The 16,893-nt window shown below is 70.5% G+C and carries 12 protein-coding genes and 1 pseudogene; 6 read left to right on the plus strand and 7 right to left on the minus strand.

Going from position 1 to position 16,893, the window contains the following annotated elements:
* Window positions 1–152: 152 nt before the first annotated feature.
* Entirely contained in the window at window positions 153–2,003 is a 1,851-nt protein-coding gene (locus N8I87_RS33955) for a pectate lyase-like domain-containing protein (protein WP_263214556.1), read from the minus strand.
* Between the two features lie 213 nt (window positions 2,004–2,216).
* Between N8I87_RS33955 and N8I87_RS33960 the strand changes: the two genes are divergently transcribed.
* From N8I87_RS33960 to N8I87_RS33985, 6 genes and pseudogenes are all read left to right on the plus strand, one after another.
* Window positions 2,217–3,533 (plus strand): ABC transporter substrate-binding protein, encoded by a 1,317-nt coding sequence (locus N8I87_RS33960; RefSeq protein ID WP_263214558.1) that lies wholly within the window; start codon window positions 2,217–2,219, stop codon window positions 3,531–3,533.
* A 5-nt stretch (window positions 3,534–3,538) separates the two neighbouring features.
* Window positions 3,539–4,525 (plus strand): carbohydrate ABC transporter permease, encoded by a 987-nt coding sequence (locus tag N8I87_RS33965; RefSeq protein WP_263216790.1) that lies wholly within the window; start codon window positions 3,539–3,541, stop codon window positions 4,523–4,525.
* A 34-nt stretch (window positions 4,526–4,559) separates the two neighbouring features.
* Window positions 4,560–5,399, plus strand: coding sequence for a carbohydrate ABC transporter permease (locus tag N8I87_RS33970; protein ID WP_317633570.1), 840 nt, complete (start codon window positions 4,560–4,562; stop codon window positions 5,397–5,399).
* Window positions 5,400–5,425: 26 nt separating this feature from the next.
* On the plus strand, window positions 5,426–6,790 hold the full coding sequence (locus N8I87_RS33975; RefSeq protein ID WP_263214561.1) for a GH1 family beta-glucosidase: 1,365 nt from the start codon (window positions 5,426–5,428) through the stop codon (window positions 6,788–6,790).
* 139 nt (window positions 6,791–6,929) lie between these two features.
* Window positions 6,930–8,141 (plus strand): annotated as a pseudogene (locus N8I87_RS33980) (discoidin domain-containing protein); the annotation flags it as partial.
* A gap of 152 nt (window positions 8,142–8,293) precedes the next feature.
* Window positions 8,294–9,955 carry an SAM-dependent methyltransferase gene (locus N8I87_RS33985; RefSeq protein ID WP_263214562.1) on the plus strand — a complete coding sequence of 554 codons (1,662 nt, stop codon included), beginning with the start codon at window positions 8,294–8,296 and terminating at the stop codon, window positions 9,953–9,955.
* 29 nt (window positions 9,956–9,984) lie between these two features.
* Here the strand turns inward: N8I87_RS33985 and N8I87_RS33990 are convergent, their stop codons facing one another.
* The 6 genes from N8I87_RS33990 to N8I87_RS34015 all read right to left on the minus strand — a co-directional run bounded on the left by N8I87_RS33990 (window position 9,985) and on the right by N8I87_RS34015 (window position 16,810).
* Window positions 9,985–12,120: a UvrD-helicase domain-containing protein gene (locus N8I87_RS33990; protein WP_263214563.1), complete on the minus strand. Its 2,136-nt coding sequence runs from the start codon at window positions 12,118–12,120 to the stop codon at window positions 9,985–9,987.
* Between the two features lie 64 nt (window positions 12,121–12,184).
* Window positions 12,185–13,135 (minus strand): hypothetical protein, encoded by a 951-nt coding sequence (locus N8I87_RS33995; protein WP_263214565.1) that lies wholly within the window; start codon window positions 13,133–13,135, stop codon window positions 12,185–12,187.
* A complete protein-coding gene (locus N8I87_RS34000; protein ID WP_263214566.1) occupies window positions 13,132–14,217 on the minus strand; it encodes a protein phosphatase 2C domain-containing protein in 1,086 nt (361 codons plus the stop codon). The genes N8I87_RS33995 and N8I87_RS34000 overlap by 4 nt, the downstream gene beginning before the upstream one ends.
* An 8-nt stretch (window positions 14,218–14,225) precedes the next feature.
* Window positions 14,226–14,891, minus strand: coding sequence for a vWA domain-containing protein (locus tag N8I87_RS34005; protein WP_263214567.1), 666 nt, complete (start codon window positions 14,889–14,891; stop codon window positions 14,226–14,228).
* Between the two features lie 33 nt (window positions 14,892–14,924).
* A complete protein-coding gene (locus N8I87_RS34010; protein WP_263214568.1) occupies window positions 14,925–15,419 on the minus strand; it encodes a hypothetical protein in 495 nt (164 codons plus the stop codon).
* Window positions 15,416–16,810 (minus strand): hypothetical protein, encoded by a 1,395-nt coding sequence (locus N8I87_RS34015; protein ID WP_263214570.1) that lies wholly within the window; start codon window positions 16,808–16,810, stop codon window positions 15,416–15,418. Before N8I87_RS34015 ends, N8I87_RS34010 begins: the two co-directional genes overlap by 4 nt.
* Window positions 16,811–16,893: the final 83 nt, after the last annotated feature.

Below are 16,893 nucleotides of genomic sequence, written 5' to 3' on the forward strand. Positions count from 1 at the left end.
TCGGGCGGGGCCGCCATGACGTGCAGGTACGGCACCGTGGCAGTCCCCGAGGTCGGCGCACCGGCCGGTCGCGGTCACCGTGCCCGGCGATGCCCTCGTGTCGCGCTGACCGACGCGGCGGCCCCGCCCGTACCAGGCGGGGCCGCCCCGGCTCACGGGTACGACACGACCGTGGACGGCACCGTGGAGGTTCCCGAGGTCGGTGTGCCGGTCTCGTTGATCACGTGTTCGTACTGGCCGTTGCCGCCGAGTGAGACGACCAGGACGTTGTGGAAGCGGACGCCCGGACGGTTCGGTGCGGCGAAGCCGTTGTGCTGCACGATGGTGGGGTCGACGTTGTAGTAGCAGTAGCTGCCCAGGCCCCAGGCCTCGTGCGCGGTGACTCCGTCGCCGACCTTGTAGGCGGCGTAGCCCTTGACGGAGCCGTTCTGGATCGCGGCCTGGTTCGGGGCGTCGTACGCCTTCTCGTTCTGGAAGAAGATCGTGCGGCCCCGCCGGCCGTACCACTGCACGTCGTACTTGTTGAAGTGCTCCACGAACAGGCCGGTCGCGAGGACGTCGTCGCCGTTGACCACCACCCCGTAGTCGGCCCGGTTGGTGTCCCAGCCGACGCCGGTGCCGTGGTCGGCGCGCCACACCCAGGTGTGGTCGACGATGGTGTGCCGGTTGTTGATCACCATGCTGGTGGTGGCCCGGCCCGCGCCCGCGCCGCCGATGCGGACGAACACGTCCTGCACGGTGGTGGGGTCGGCGGAGTGGTCGCGGGAGGCGCCCGTAGGTCCGACTTCCAGCAGGGTGCGGGAGTTGACCGGCCCCGCGTCGATCAGGAAGCCCGCCAGCCGGACGCCGTCCACGTCGGCGACCTTCAGGGCGGTGACGCCGTTGTCGGGCACGATCGTCGCGTACCCGAGGCCCATGACCACGGTGCCCGCGCGGTTCACCTGGATCGGCTGGTCCACGTGGTAGATGCCCGGGGTGAGCAGCAGATGAAGGCCTTGCGCCAGCGCCTGGTTGAGGGTCGCGGCGCTGACGCCCGGCTTGGCGACGTAGAACCGCGCGAGCGGCAGCGACGTACCCCTCGGTGTGGCGTTGCCCCAGGTGACGCCGCGGGCGTTGGTCCGCTTCGCAGGCAGGAACACACGCAGGTCGCTGCCGCCGACGTACAGGAAGGGCTTCTCGCGGGAGACGGGGGTGGTGTCGAGCGTGGTGTACGGCGGGTTGGGGAAGGTCTGTGCCGGGGCGCCCTCGACCCCGGAGAACACCATGTTCCACACGCCGTTGAGCCAGCTGCCGATCGCGCTGTCACGGGTGTACCACTGCTGCTGCGAGTACGGCCCCACCTGGCCGTCGATACGGCTGTCCGCGATGTAGCCGCCGCTCGCCCAGCCGTAGCCGGTGGGGGAGAGGTTGAGGCCGCCGCGGACGTGCATCCGCCGGAAGGGGGCCGCCTGGGCGACCGCCCAGCGGTTGGTGCCGTTCGCCGGGACCAGGGCGAGGTTCTCCGCCGAACGCCAGAAGTTCTGCGTCGCGTTGCCGTTGAACCAGCCCGCGTCGACCGTCACGTCCCCGTTGATGGTCGTGTCGTCGGGGGACAGGCCGAGGCCCGCGATCGAGGTGTAGAAACCGAGTTGAGCGTTGAGCCCGTGGTAGGTGCCGGGCTTGAACAGCAGCGCGTAGCGGCCGGTGCCGAACTGGGCCGACTCCTGCTGCCGGAACACCGCGTCCAGCCTGGCCTGGATGTCCGGGGTGGACGGGTCGAAGACGAGGACGTTGGGGCCGAGGTCACCGCCGCCGGGCAGGGCGTGCGGGCGGGCCCGGGAAGGAACCGGCATTGCCGCTGCCGGCGTGGCGGCTGCCGGCGTGGCCGTTGCCGGGGCGGCCGTTGCCGGGGTGGACGACAGGCCCGCCACCGTCGAGGCCGCAGCCGCGGCTGCGCCGAGGACGGTTCTGCGGCCGACGAAGTGGCCCTGCTGAGCAGGGCCGTCCGGGGAGTGGGAAGACATGGGGCGGCTCTCCTTGTTCAGGAAGCGAACGGTGGGGAGTTCAGGGAGCGCTCTCTCGCCGGGGAATGCTTCATGGCGTGAACACACCCGTCAAGGGGTGTGACCGGAGTTCGCCGCACTCTGTCGAAACCCTTGACGGACCGGCGTACCGAAGTTTAACTCACGTCCTAAATTAAGCCATGATGGCAATCCCGGAAGGGGACACCAGGAGCCATGCGCAGCATCCGAGCCGCGGCCGTAGGCGCCGTCACCATGTCTCTCGCCCTGGCGGCCACGGCCTGCGGAGGCGGTTCGTCGACCGGCGGCGGGTCCAACGACTCGCCGAAGACGCTCACTTACTGGGCCTCCAACCAGGGCGCCAGCATCGCGATCGACAAGAAGGTCCTCCAGCCCGAACTCGCCAAGTTCGAGAAGCAGACGGGCATCAAGGTGAAGCTGGAGGTCGTGCCCTGGTCGGACCTGCTCAACCGGATCCTGACCGCGACCACCTCCGGCCAGGGCCCCGACGTGCTGAACATCGGCAACACCTGGAGCGCCTCGCTCCAGGCGACCGGGGCGCTGCTGCCGTGGGACGCGAAGAACTTCGCCAAGATCGACGGCAAGGACCGCTTCGTCGACTCCGCGCTGGGCTCGACGGGCGCGGAGGGCAAGGACCCAGCCGCCGTACCGCTGTACTCGATGGCGTACGCCCTCTACTACAACAAGCAGATCTTCGCCGACGCGGGCATCTCCAAGCCCCCGGCCACCTGGGCCGAACTGGTCGCCGACGGCAAGAAGATAGCCGCCAAGGGCAAGTCGGTCCTCGGCGCCGAGGGCTCGAACGTCTCGGAGAACATCCACCACGTCTTCGTCTTCGCCAAGCAGCACGGCGCCGACTTCTTCACCGCCGACGGCAAGCCCGACTTCACCGACGACAACGTGGTCGCCGCCGTCAAGCAGTACGTCGACCTCATGGCCAAGGACAAGGCCATCCCGACCGGCGACGCCGAGTACGCGCAGAACCAGTCCGTCAGCGACTTCGCCAAGGGCAAGCAGGCGATGCTGCTGTGGCAGTCCGCGTCCGCCAACCTCAAGTCGCAGGGCATGAGCGAGAGCGACTACGGCGTGGCCCCCGTGCCCGTGCAGTCCGGCACCCCCGGCAGCGGCGCGCAGGTCAACTCGATGGTCGCGGGCATCAACATCTCCGTCTTCAAGAACAGCCACAACCTCGACGGCGCCACGAAGTTCGTGAAGTTCATGACCAGCGACGACGAGCAGAAGATCCTCAACAAGGCCTACAGCTCCATTCCGCCGGTCAAGACCGCCCAGGAGGACGCCGCCTTCAACACCCCCGCGAACGCAGTCCTGAAGAACACCCTGGCGACCAGCGCCGCCGCACTGCCCCAGGTCGCCGCGGAGTCGCAGTTCGAGACGGCGGTCGGCACCGCAGTCAAGGAGCTGTTCGCCGACGTCGCCGCCGGACGTGCGGTGACCACCGACTCGGTGAAGGCCAAGCTGGAGAAGGCCCAGCAGCAGATGCCGGCGGCGTGAGCACGATGACGACCACCACCCCCGTCAGGGAGTCGGTCCCCACGAGTTCCCCCGGGGCGGCGCACGGCTCGCGCCGCCCCGGGCGGATCCGCCGCGTGGGACTGCCGTACCTGCTGCTTCTGCCCGCCCTGCTGCTCGAACTCCTGGTCCATCTGGTGCCGATGGTGATCGGCATCGTGATGAGCTTCAAGGAGCTCACCCAGTTCTACATCCGCGACTGGGGCAGCGCCCCCTGGTCCGGCTTCGGCAACTACCGGATGTCGGTGGACTTCGACGCCCCCGTCGGCGAGGCGCTGCTGCACTCCTTCCTCGTCACGGTCGGCTTCACCCTGCTGTCGGTCGGCCTGTGCTGGCTGATCGGCACGACGGCCGCGGTCTGCATGCAGGACACGTTCCGCGGCCGGGGCCTGCTCCGGGCGCTCTTCCTGGTGCCGTACGCGCTGCCCGTCTACGCGGCCGTCATCACCTGGGTGTTCATGTTCCAGCACGACAACGGCCTGGTGAACCACGTCCTGCACGACCAGCTGCACTTTACTGACAAGCCGTCGTTCTGGCTCATCGGCGACAACAGCTTCGTCGCGCTGCTCGTGGTGAGTGTGTGGAAGGGCTGGCCGTTCGCCTTCCTCATCGTGATGGCCGGGCTGCAGAACATCCCCCGCGAGCTGTACGAGGCGGCCGCACTGGACGGCGCCGGAATGTGGCAGCAGGTCCGCCGCATCACCCTGCCGTCCCTGCGCCCCGTCAACCAAGTGCTGATCCTGGTCCTGTTCCTGTGGACATTCAACGACTTCAACACGCCGTACGTCCTGTTCGGCAAGGCCGCCCCCGAGGCCGCGGACCTCATCTCGGTCCACATCTACCAAGCGTCCTTCGTCACCTGGAACTTCGGCACGGGCTCCGCGATGTCCGTCCTGCTGCTGCTGTTCCTGCTCGTCGTCACGGGCGTCTATCTGCTGCTCACCTCACGCGGACGGAGGGCCGCCGATGTCTAGCCCCGCCCGCACCCGGGTCCCGTCGGCCTCCCCGATGGCCCCGCCGCGCTCCTTCCTGTGGACCCGGCGGATCCTCCTCACGCTGCTCACCGGCTTCGTGCTGGTGCCGGTGTATGTGATGATCTCCAGCTCGCTGAAGCCGCTCGCGGACGTCACGGGCAGGTTCCGCTGGCTGCCGAGCGGTCTGACGATCCGCCCGTACATCGACATCTGGTCGACCGTCCCGCTCGCGAAGTACTTCGTGAACTCGCTGATCGTGGCGGGCGCGGCGACCGTCTGCTCGGTGGTGATCGCGGTGTTCGCCGCGTACGCCGTCAGCCGCTACGACTTCCGCGGCAAGCGCGTCTTCACGGTCACCGTGCTGTCGACGCAGATGTTCCCGGGCATCCTCTTCCTGCTCCCGCTGTTCCTGCTGTACGTCAACATCGGAAACGCCACCGGAATCGCCCTGTTCGGCTCGCGCGGCGGTCTGATCCTGACGTACCTCACCTTCTCCCTGCCGTTCTCGATCTGGATGCTGATCGGGTACCTCGACTCGGTGCCGAAGGACCTGGACGAGGCGGCGCTGGTGGACGGCTGCGGGCCGCTCGGCGCGCTCTTCCGGATCGTCGTGCCGGCCGCGATCCCCGGCATCGTCGCGGTCGCCGTCTACGCCTTCATGACCGCCTGGGGCGAGGTTCTGTTCGCCTCCGTCATGACCAACGACACCACCCGCACCCTGGCCGTCGGCCTCCAGGGCTACTCCACGCTCAACGACGTCTACTGGAACCAGATCATGGCCGCGTCGCTGGTCGTGAGCGTGCCGGTGGTCGCGGGCTTCCTGCTGCTGCAGCGCTATCTCGTCGCGGGCCTGACGGCGGGCGCCGTCAAGTGAACCCGCCCCGCTTTGAAGGGACTTACGTGTCCGAACGCATCGACCTCGCCGCACTCCCGCAGGACTTCCTGTGGGGCACGGCCACAGCGGCGTACCAGATCGAGGGGGCCGTCGCCGAGGACGGCCGCTCCCCGTCGATCTGGGACACCTTCTCGCACACCCCGGGAAAGATCGACAACGACGATCACGGCGATGTCGCCTGCGACCACTACCACCGCTGGCGCGAGGACATCGGCCTCATGCGCCGACTCGGCACGAACGCCTACCGGTTGTCGATCGCCTGGCCGAGGGTGATGCCGGGCGGCGACGGCCCGGTGAACCCCAAGGGCCTCGCCTTCTACGACGAGTTGGTGGACGGCCTGCTGGCGGTGGGCATCACCCCCTCCGTCACCCTCTACCACTGGGACCTCCCGCAGGCCCTCCAGGACCGCGGCGGCTGGCCGGAACGGGCGACCGCCCTCGCGTTCGCCGAGTACGCCTCGGCCGTCGCCGAACGCCTCGGTGACCGCGTGGGGCTCTGGGCGACCCTCAACGAACCCTCCTGCTCGGCCTGGATCGGCCACCTCGAGGGCAAGATGGCCCCGGGTCTGACCGACCTCACGGCCGCCGTCCGCGCCTCCTACCACCTCCTGCTCGGCCATGGCCTCGCCACCCAGGCGATCCGCGCGGCCGTCCCGGACGCCAGGATCGGCATCGTCAACAACCTCTCCACGGTGTTCGCAGCCACCGACCGCCCCGAGGACGAGGCCGCGGCCCGCCGCCACGACGGCCACGTCAACCGCTGGTGGCTGGACCCGGTCCACGGCCGCGGCTTCCCGGCCGACATGCGCGCGGTGTACGGCGTCGAACTCCCCGAACTGGCAGGCGACTTGGCGACGATCGCCGCCCCGCTGGACTGGCTGGGCCTCAACTACTACTTCCCGGCGTACGTGGCCGACGACCCCACCGGCCCCGCGCCCCGCGTCCGCTCCGTGCGCCGCCCCGGCGTCCCCCGTACCGGCATGGACTGGGAGATCGACGCGAGCGGCATCGAGACCCTGCTGCTCCGCCTCACCGACGAGTACGGAGCCCGGAAGATCTACGTCACGGAGAACGGCTCCGCCTACCCGGACGTGGTGCGCCCCGACGGCACCGTCGACGACCCCGAGCGCCAGGCGTACCTGGTGAGCCATCTCGCGGCCTGCGCCTCGGCGGCCCGCAAGGGCGCCCCGCTGGCCGGGTACTTCGCCTGGTCGCTGCTGGACAACTTCGAGTGGGCGTACGGCTACGACAAGCGCTTCGGCCTCGTCCATGTCGACTACCGCACGCAGGTCCGCACGATCAAGGGAAGCGGACACCGGTACGCGGAGATCGTGCGCGATCATCGCGGCCGCGCACGCAAGGCCGCCTGAGGCGGTCCCCCGGTGGTCGCGAGTGCGGGAGCCCGCGCCCACCGAGAGGGGACCGACCGGTCCGCCGATGTGACATGGGCACGCCACTCCCAGACTCACCTTCACCATGCACACCCCCACCTCCCCGAAGGAGAGCCGCATGGCATCCCGCACCTCACGCATGCTCCTGAGCGCGCTCGCGACGCCGGCGTTCCTGTGCGCGAGCCCGGCGCTCGCCGCCCCCCTCCGCCGTGGCCCCGGCCTGGGACACCGACCGCGCCGTCACCGCCTACGCCGCGAACCCGGCCGCGGTCACCGCCTCCGGCAGCGAGAACGCCGGCACCACGGCGGGCCTGGCCTTCGACGGGAACGGCGCGACCCGCTGGTCCAGCGACTTCGCGGACGACGCCTGGATCCGCCTGGACCTCGGCACCACGATCCGCATCGACCGGATCGTCCTGGACTGGGAGGCGGCGTACGGCAAGAGGTACGTCCTGGAGGCGTCCCGCGACGGCACCGACTGGACCCCCTTCTACACCGAGACCGACGGCACCGGCGGCACGGTCACGGCCCACACGTACCCGCAGGAGGTCACCGGCCGCTACATCCGCCTGCGCGGCATCGAACGGGCCACGCCCTGGGGCTACTCGCTGTGGAACTTCAAGGTCTACGGCGGTGAACCGGCCCCCGCCTCCACGACCCGCACCAACCTCGCCCTGAACCACCCGGCGTACTCCGACTACTACCAACACGCGGGAAACTCACCGGCGTTCGCCACCGACGGGGGCTGGCCCGCCAACCTCAAGGACGACACGACCCGCTGGTCGAGCGACTGGAACGCCGACCGCTGGATCTCCGTGGACCTCGGCGCGGCAGGGTCAGCGCCCGTATGAAACTGCCTGTCGGTGACGGCTTCTGGCCCGCCTTCTGGCTGCTCGGCAGCAATGTCGACGACCCGTCCGTGTCCTGGCCCGCCTCCGGCGAGACCGACATCATGGAGAACATCGGCTACCCGGACTGGACGAGCTCCGCCCTGCACGGCCCCGGCTACTCGGCGGACGGCAACATCGGCGCCCACCAGACCTACCCGAACGGCGGCACGGCCGACCAGTGGCACACCTACGCGGTGGAGTGGACACCGACGCTGATGCGCTTCTTCGTCGACGACCGCGTGGTCCAGGAGACCACCCGCAACAAGCTCGAATCGACCCGCGGCCAGTGGGTCTACGACCACCACCAGTATGTGATCCTCAACCTGGCCCTGGGCGGCGCGTACCCGGCCGGCTGGAACAAGGTGACCACTCCCTACTGGGGGCTGCCGCAGTCGAGCGTGGACAAGGTCGCGGGCGGGGGAGTGCGGGCGGAGGTGGACTGGGTGCGGGTGGAGCAGAAGGGCTGGACCGGCCGACCGGCCCCTCGAGAGGTTTGTCGGCCGCGGTTCACCAAGGAGTCGCAAAAGGTTCGTTAGCGTTGTCAACGAGTGGATTCGTTGCGGGTCGATGGAGCTCTGTGTACGGTGGCCGCATGACGGACCATCCCGCCTCGCCGGCCTCGGGGCCACTCGTCACCGGCTCCGAGATCGCCCGGCTCGCAGGTGTCACCCGCGCCGCGGTGTCGAACTGGAGGCGGCGGTACGACGACTTCCCCGGCCCCGCAGGCGGGGGCGTGAACAGTCCGCTGTTCGACCTGGCCCAGGTACAGGCGTGGCTGGACAAGCAGCGCAAGGGGCAGGACGTCTCGCAGGAGGTACAGCTGTGGCAGGCGCTGCGCGGGGCGTACGGCGACGATGTCGTCGCCGGTCTCGCCGATGTGGCGGGGCTCCTCGCCGATCCCGGGCGGGCGGCGTCGGGGGCGCTGCCGGCGGAGGCCGCCGAGCTGGTGCGCGCCCTGGCCGCGAGCGGTTCCGCGAGCGACCTGGTGACCGCGCTCGCGGAACGCTTCACCGACTCCGTGCGCCGAGCCGGGTCCGACCAGGTCACCTCGCCGCGCATCGTGCGTGCCGTGCGGCACTTCGCCGGTGAGGTGGCGGCCGGGGCGACGCTCTTCGATCCGGCCTGTGGCATCGGGACCCTGCTCCTGGCCATCGGCCCCGAGCGCGGGCCCCGGCGCCGCGGCCAGGAGTCGGACGCCCGCAGCGCCCGCTTCGCCCAGCTGCGCGCCGACCTCGCCGGAGGCACCGGAGCCGACATCGTCACGGGAGACTCACTGCGTGACGACCGGTGGGCCGAGCTGAGGGCCGATCTCGTCGTCTGCGACCCGCCCATCGGTGACGCCGACTGGGGGCGCGAGGAACTGCTCCTCGACTCCCGCTGGGAGTTCGGCACACCCTCGCGCGCCGAGGGCGAACTCGCGTGGCTGCAGCACGCCTACGCGCACACCGCGCCCGGCGGCCGGGTCCTCATGGTCATGCCCGCCTCCGTCGCCTACCGGAAGGCAGGCCGCCGTATCCGCGCCGAGCTCGTACGGCGCGGCGCCCTGACCCAGTTGATCGCCCTGCCCTCGGGCGCGGCGGCGTCCCACGCGTTGCCCGTGCACCTGTGGCATCTGCGCCGCCCGCAGTCCCTCGGCGATGCGGCGACCAGCGTGCGCATGGTCGACCTGACGGCGAACGACCCGGACGGCTCCCTCCAGCCGCGAGCCGACCAGGTGGCGGAGGTCTCGCTGATCGAACTGCTCGACGACGCGGTGGACCTCACCCCGGGCCGCTATGTGATCGAGTCCCATCGTGACTACGCGGCGGAATACCAGGTCGTGCGTCGGGAGCTGGCCGAACAGGTGCGGCTGCTGGCCGAGTTGCTGCCAGTGCTGACAGCGGGAGCGGGCGCCGGCGTGCCGGAGGGGCCGTCCGTCAGCGTCGCCGACCTCGCCCGCGCCGGACTGGTCGAGTACGGCGACCCGGAGCCCGTCTCGGTCAGCGACCAGCTCGACACCGACTTCCTCCAGGGGTTCCTGCGCAGCTCGGCGAACACCCGGCGGTCCACGAGTGCCAGCGGCACCTTCCGGCTGGACGGCAAGGGCGCGCGCATCCCACAGATGGACATCGCCGACCAGCGGCGGTACGGCGCCGCGTTCCGGGCACTTCAGCAGTTCGAGGAACTGACCCGGCGCGTGGCCGAGTTGAGCGCGCAGGCAGCCTCACTGGCGCGGGACGGACTGGGCAACGGGGCGCTGGCGCCCGGCGAGTGACGGGAACGCGAACGCCCGACGGCGTCCGGTCAGTTCTCCTGCGGTACGAAGGAACTCGCCGCACCGCTCCACGACACCGACAGCGCCTCCCGCGCCCGCGTGCACGCCACGAACAGCAGACACCGTTCACGCAGCAGATCCGAGTCGTGCTGGAGCGCGTCCACCGAGGCCGGTGTGACCTCCCGGGCGAAGGGCACCGCACTCGCCGTCACACCGAGGACGGCCACACAGCGGAACTCCAGTCCCTTCATGGCATGCATGGTGGCGAGCCGGATCCCGTCCGTGTCCGGTCCGGGGCTGTCCTTGACCCTCACCACCGGGACCCGCGCCGCGACCAGCTTGTCGTGAGCCTTGTCGAGCAGCACGTTGAAGCGTGCGCAGACCCCGATCTCCGACGGGCGGATGCCCTGGGCGATCCAGCCCTGGACGCGCTCGACGAGTGCCGCGACCTCGGCCTGCTCCGAGCCGTAGCCCTCCACCTGGGGGCTGCGGCCGTGCAGCAGCGAGCGGTAGCCCGCCAGGGTGTCGCTGCCCTCGCCGCCGAGGTCGTCGACCGAGACCGGGCTGAGGATGCCCGTCGACCAGGCGAGGATCTCCTCCGTGCTGCGGTAGTTGATGCGCAGACGATGCGTGCGTCCGGTCACGGGGATGCCCAGGGAACCCAGCGAGACCTTCGCGTCGTAGATCCGCTGGTGCGGGTCGCCCGTGAGGAACAGGTCGTCGCTGCCGGCCGCCACCGCGCCGCGCAGGACGCGCCACTGGGCGGGGTGCAGGTCCTGGGCCTCGTCGACCACGACGTGGTCGTGCGTCGGCGACGAGGCTGCCAGCACGTCGGCCGCCCGCGCGCACACCTTGAGGTGGGTGGTGGCCTTCTGGTCGCGCAGCAGTGACTCGAACAGCTCGACGGCGGGCCACAGTTGCTCCCGCCGCGCCGGTGACAGCGCGCTGCCGCGGCCGCGCCGTGCGGCGGACCGGTAGGCGTCGAGGGTGCGCAGGTCCTGGGCGAGGACGACATGCCGGTACTCCTGCGCCAGGAACTGCTCCGTCCACGGCAGCCCGAGCTTCTTGACGACCCGCTGCCACAGCTGCCGTTCCTCGCGGTCGCCCACGGGGGAGGGGGCCCTGCCGTCCTGGCGGGTCACGATGCCGTGCGCGTAGGCGTTGACCGTGGTCACGTCGACACGGTCGAGCAACGCCGCGTCACCGTCCAGGAGCAGGGACAGGTTCTCGCGCAGGGCGGCGGCCAGGGCATTGGTGTAGGTGGTGAGCAGGACCCGGGTGTCCGGTGAGCGGGTGAGGAGATGCTTGACGCGGTGCAGGGCGGCGACCGTCTTGCCGGTGCCCGGCCCGCCGGTCACCTGGACCGGACCGCCGTACGACACCCGGTAGGCGACCCGGCGCTGCGAGGGGTGGAGGAACACCCGCCAGGCCGCGAACGGCTTCTCCAGGATGTCGGCGAGCTCCTCCGGGCCGGTGACCAGGGTGATGCGGCTCGTGGTGTTGGCGATGGCGACGGCGAGGCTCTCGTCCGGGTCGGGGCCCGCGTCGATGGGACGCCGGGCGGTGACCACGTCGCGGTAGACCTCCTCCGGGCCGAAACCCTCGGCGAGGTACTGGAGGACCTCGCACTGGTCCTCGGGCAGGAGCGTCTCGAAGGCCTGCAGCTGCACCTTGTCGACGATGGTCCGTACGGCCCGCAACACCTGCTCGTCGATGCCGAGTTCACGCAGCACCGTGTCCGAGTACGACGCGAACAGCAGGGAGCCGGCCGTGGCGGCAGCCTTCTCCAGGGCCGGCGTCAGCTGCTCGATCGCCACCACGTTGCGGACCTCGAGCGCCCGCGTCGCGGAGTTCGTCGTGTACAGCCGCTTGGCCGCCCAGGTGTACGCGTCGTCGTGCGGGACGACGTTGACGAGCAGGAAGACGTCACTGCCGTCGTCCGGGGCGAGGACGACGCCCCGCCAGAAGTCGTTGATCCGGATGGTCCGCATACGCGGGTCGCGCGCGTTCTCGACCGACTCCAGGTGCAGGCCCTTGTCCATCTGCAGCTCCGGCACGGTGAGCAGCTGGAACTTCTGCATCGCCTTGCGCACGCCGGCCCTGACGTGCTTCTCCAGGACGTCGTAGCTCTCCCAGAAGCTGTTGGCGAACGCGAGCTGCGGCACGACGTGCACTCCCCACCCTGAACGGACTCCCCGCAGTCGATCATACGCACGGAGTGCAGGACGCTCATGACTGCCCGCGCAGATTGATCGGTGCCCGGTTGCGTACGCCGTCCAGGACCGTGTGGTCGACGGAAGGGCGAGGGCGGGGTGTGGCCGCGGTGAGGGCGATGATGCCTCGGTCGCTCAGGGCCGTCTGCCACTCGGCCGGGCGGGGCCGGGTTCCGCGCTCGCCCGCGGCCTGTGCGAAGAGCCTTCGTACGGCGGCTGCCTGGCGCTCGTTGAGGCAGCCGGCGACGTGCCGCAAGTCCTGGTCCGGTCTGAGATAGGGATCCCGGGCCAGGATCCGGCCGGCCGTGAGGGCCGTCTTGTACGCGTCCGTGTCCACGCTCGCCTCGGTGGAGGGCACGAGCGGGTCGTTCCAGTCGGGGGTGGCGGCCTGGGCCTGGACGGCCTCGCGTCCTACGCGGCGGAATCCGTCGCAGTCCAGGAAGTGGACGGCCGGTTCGGGGGTGAGGGACCACAGGACGTTGGCCTGCGAGATGTCTCCGATCACCAGTCCGGCATCGTGGAACCAGCCGATGGCCTCGACGCAGGCCGAAGCCAGAGTCCTGCGCTGGTCGGGCGTCGGCTGCGCGACCTCTTGCCAGGCCACTTTGGGTGCCCTGATCAGGTACTGCAGTTCGAGGAGCTTGGTCGCCCCGGTCGCGGTGTGCCACGTCATGGGCGACGGGGCACGCCGCATGAGGAAACCGAGGGTCCGGCCGCCGCCGACCACACGGCACAGCGGCCAGGCGGCAAGGGCGTCCAGCCGGGCCCGGTCGGCCTGGCCGAGCCCCTGCCGGAGCGCGACCAGGTCCGCGAGGGCATGACCATTGACCTTGGACGGGGCCTTGTACTCCTTGTAGAGCAACGGCCCGCCGGCGACGGCGTGCACCTCGCCCTGGCCGCCGCTGCCGACACGGTCTCCCAGCGCGAGCGACGCGCGGGCGACGTCGCCGCCGTCCTCCGCGCTCATGCTCCCTCCTCCCACACGCAGATGACGGTGCGGTCGTCGTCGTAGGACTTGGCCCGTGTCTGTGCCTGCCACAGGAAGTCGGACAGGGAGGGGACCTCAGGGCCGCCCCAGGCGTCGGCGAGGTGACGTGCGAACTCCGGGTCCTTCTGGGTGAGCGGGTTGGTGATGCCGTCGGTGCCCAGCAGCAGGACCTCACCCGGCTCGGTGCGCAGCAAGGTGGCCTTGACACTGCGGTACGCGTGCGGGAGAGCGTCGGTACGGGTGTCGAGAACACCGCCGTCGGCGATCGCGTTCCGGGCCTCCCAGCTGCCCTCCCGCAGGACGAACAGGCCGCCGTCGCCCACGCTGAACACGACGCGCTCGCGGATCCGGGCATCCGTGGGAACCAGCAGGACGTGCAGGGTGGTGGCATAGTCCTGGTCGGCGTACGGGCGGCCCTCGTTGCGGGCGGACACTTCCCAGCCGGCACGCAGTTCGCTGACCGCGTTCGCGATCGCCTTGTTGGCGATCGCGCGCAGCTCTCCCTCGTCCTGGGCGCTCAGCGCCGCGTGGACGCCCTCGGCCTCGCGGTCCAGATGACGGGCCGTCTCGCGGGCGGCTCGGTAGGAGCCGATGTGCGAGTACGCCGCCGAACCGACACCGTCGGCGACCGCCAGCAGCAGCATCTCCGCCTCCGGCGGACCGATGCGTGTCACCGTCATGGCGTCTTGGCGGCAACTGCCCTCCCAGTTGTGGGAGTCACCGCGCACCGAGACGGCCCGCACGGTCAGCCGTCCGGCCGCGGCCCCGTCCAGGAGGACCGCGGGAGAGCAGGCCGCGAAGGGGTCCCCGGCACGCAGGGACGGAGACTGCAGGGGGTGGGGCGGATAGCTGGGAGGACGCTTGCCGACGTGCGCCGGTACCCCCCGCAGGGGCTCGGTCCGCGGCTGTGCGGGGGACGGCGGCTTCGGCGGAGTGATCGTGTCGTTCGCCATGACCCCGTACGGCAGGCCGGCGATGTGCGCCTCGAGTTCGTCGACAGGGGCGGGGGCGGCGTACTGCCCCGCGTCGTGGTGTGCCCCGCGGGATTCCTCGTGGTTCACCGGGCCGCTCACAGCTTGTCCAGGGAAAGGCTGGTGAAGCCGGACACCTGCTCGTCGACCTGGAGCTGGAATCCCTCCCCGCCCTGGGCCGACATGCTGGTGGCCGAATTGACGATGGACCGGGTGAGACTCGACGCGAACTCGCGGAGCGCGACGGCGGGGGTGATGGAGGAGTCCTGCTGGATGAACGCCTTGAAGTTGGCCACCTCGGTGATGGTCGCGGAGTCGGCGTCGCTGATCCCGAACGCGATGATCTTCGGCGCGTAGCGGAAGGCGTTCAGGTCCTTGAGCGGGGTGCGCCAGTCGTCGTCCGTGGGGATGCCGTCGGAGAGGAAGAACACCACCGGCCGGTACACATCGTGGCCCTCCGCCTTCAGCGCCGCGACGTCCTTGTCGATGGTGTCCTTCAGCAGCCGGAAGGCGGCCCCGAAGGAGGTCACCCCGCCCGCCGACAGGGACGGCAGCTGCGTCAGCTCGCTCAGGTCGGCGAGCGGCTGGAGCACGGAGGCCTGTGTGGAGAAACCGATCAGCGCGAAGCGGGTCTTGTCCGCGACACTCGGATTGGTGCTGATCTCGTGGTGCAGGTCGGGCAACGCCGAGTTGATGGCGTCCACGCCGGTTCCCGCCATGGAACCGGACTCGTCGCACACCATGTAGAAGGGAAGGATCTGCATGGGCTCTCCCAGACGTAAGAGACGGCGCAGCCGTCAACGGGTGTAGAAGTAGATCTCCAGGTCGGCCGCGCCGGCGGCGCCGCCGTTCCAGAAGTCCCGGGTCGTCGCGTCGGCGAACATGCCCGGTCGCGCCTTCCGCAGGGACTTGTTGATCTCGCGGGCATAGGCCTGGCCGTCCCCGGGTTCGGGGGCCTGGCCGAAGGTCAGCACGAAGGCGGCGGTGCGGCTCTTGTAACGTGCCGTGGCGGCATGAAGCTGCTTCACCATCCGTGTGGTGTCGCCGACCGCCGCCGTCACATGGACCTTCACCGGCTTGCGCTCCACCGACCGGGGGCCCGACGGGGTCCGGCTCGGCTCGGGCGAGGGCTTGCCGGCGGCCGACGGGGAGCGGTGCGCGGCGGCCCGCGCGGCGAGCGGATCGCCCCGGTCTCCCATGGACACGAGCGCGAGCACGAGCAGCATGTCGGCGAAGAGCCAGCCGGCCAGATGGAGCGGTGTGAACCGGAATCGTGACCTGCGCGGACTCACCGCGCCGATCCGATCCCGGCCCGCAGCTCCTTCGTTCGCCGCAGCTCGTCCTCCGCGCGCTTCTGCGCCTCCTCCGCCCCGGCTCGTGCGGCCTCGGCCCCAGCCCGTGCCGACTCCGCCTCGGCGCGCGCCGTCTCGGTCTCACGCAGTGCCCGGACCAGGGCGTCGGTGACACCCGTGAAGCGGTCGGCCGCCTCGTGAAGAGCCTGGCTGCGCGCCTCGATACCGAGCAGGGCCTCGCGGGATGCCTGTGCGGCCTCGCCGGTGCGCTCGGCCACCGAGCCGAGGTCGTTGAGCAGCCGTCCGTTGACATCCGCGACCACCTCGACGCCGGTGGTGAACCCGCGCTGGGAGGCGGCCAGCACGGTCAGGGAGTCCTCGACCTGCCGTGCCGCGTCCGCAAGCGCACCGCGGACGCTGTCGCCGTTGTCGCCGACCGCGGTCTCCAGCCGGTCCGCGGTACGGGCGAGGACGTCGCGCATCTCCTCCCCGGCCGTCCGCACCTCTTCCAGCGCCTTGTCGAGCACGCCGGTCTGTCCGCTGACGGCGTCGGCCAGCCGCTGCCCCGCCTGCGTCACCGGGTCGTCCAGGCCCTGTACGGCAGCCTGAATGGCACTCCCGCTGTCCCGCACCGTCTCCTCGATGCGCAGCACCACTTCTTCGATCGGCCGCACGTACTTCTCCGCCTGGGCGAGGCGCTGCTCCGCCTTGTCCATGGCCTCGCCGACCAGTTCGGCGGCGTGGGTGAGCTTCTCCTGCGTGGTGATGGCCTTGGTCTGCATGCGCTGCAGGCGTCCGGCCGCCGAGTTGAGTTCTGCCGCGAAGCGCTGAGGAGACGCGAACCGGTGTTCGTTGAGCGAGAGTTGCGCGCGGGTGAGGACGGGAACCAGGCGGGCCAGGGCCGCACGAGTGCGCCCGCGTGCCTGTTCCTCCCGGCGTTCGGCGGCGGTGCGCCGGTAGCCGTGCACCGCGGTGAGAACGAACAGCATCCCCAGGGCCAGACACCCGCTCACGGCCACGTGCCCGAACCGGAAGACGTCGCCCAGGTGTCCGTCGAACCCGGACTGCCACAACTGCAGGAACGGCCGGCCCGCGGACTTGGGGTCGTCGCCCGTGAGTGCCCCGTACGCGCTCGACGCCTGCCACAGGCCGAACCAGGTGAACAGCAGCGGTAGGAAGACCAGGGCCCCCAGAACCCAGTCCAGTACGGAGTCGAACCGGGTGCCACGGTCGTCGAGCAGGGACTCGGCAATGCTCTCGGGCCGGGCGAAATGCCCCATCAGATCGAGATCGGCCCAGGCGTCCAGGGCCTCCGTGTCGGCGGAGCCGAGTGCTTGTGCCAGTGTGCGCAGTTCCTCCGCGCGCGGTGCGAGCGCAGGGTCCTGCGCCATGTCCTCGAGGTGACGTGCCGTCACCGCCTTGTCGGGTTGTCTCCCCGCCAGCATTCCCCACCCCTGCCCGGTGACGCCGGGAC

Source organism: Streptomyces sp. HUAS 15-9, assembly GCF_025642155.1.
GTDB lineage: Bacteria > Actinomycetota > Actinomycetes > Streptomycetales > Streptomycetaceae > Streptomyces.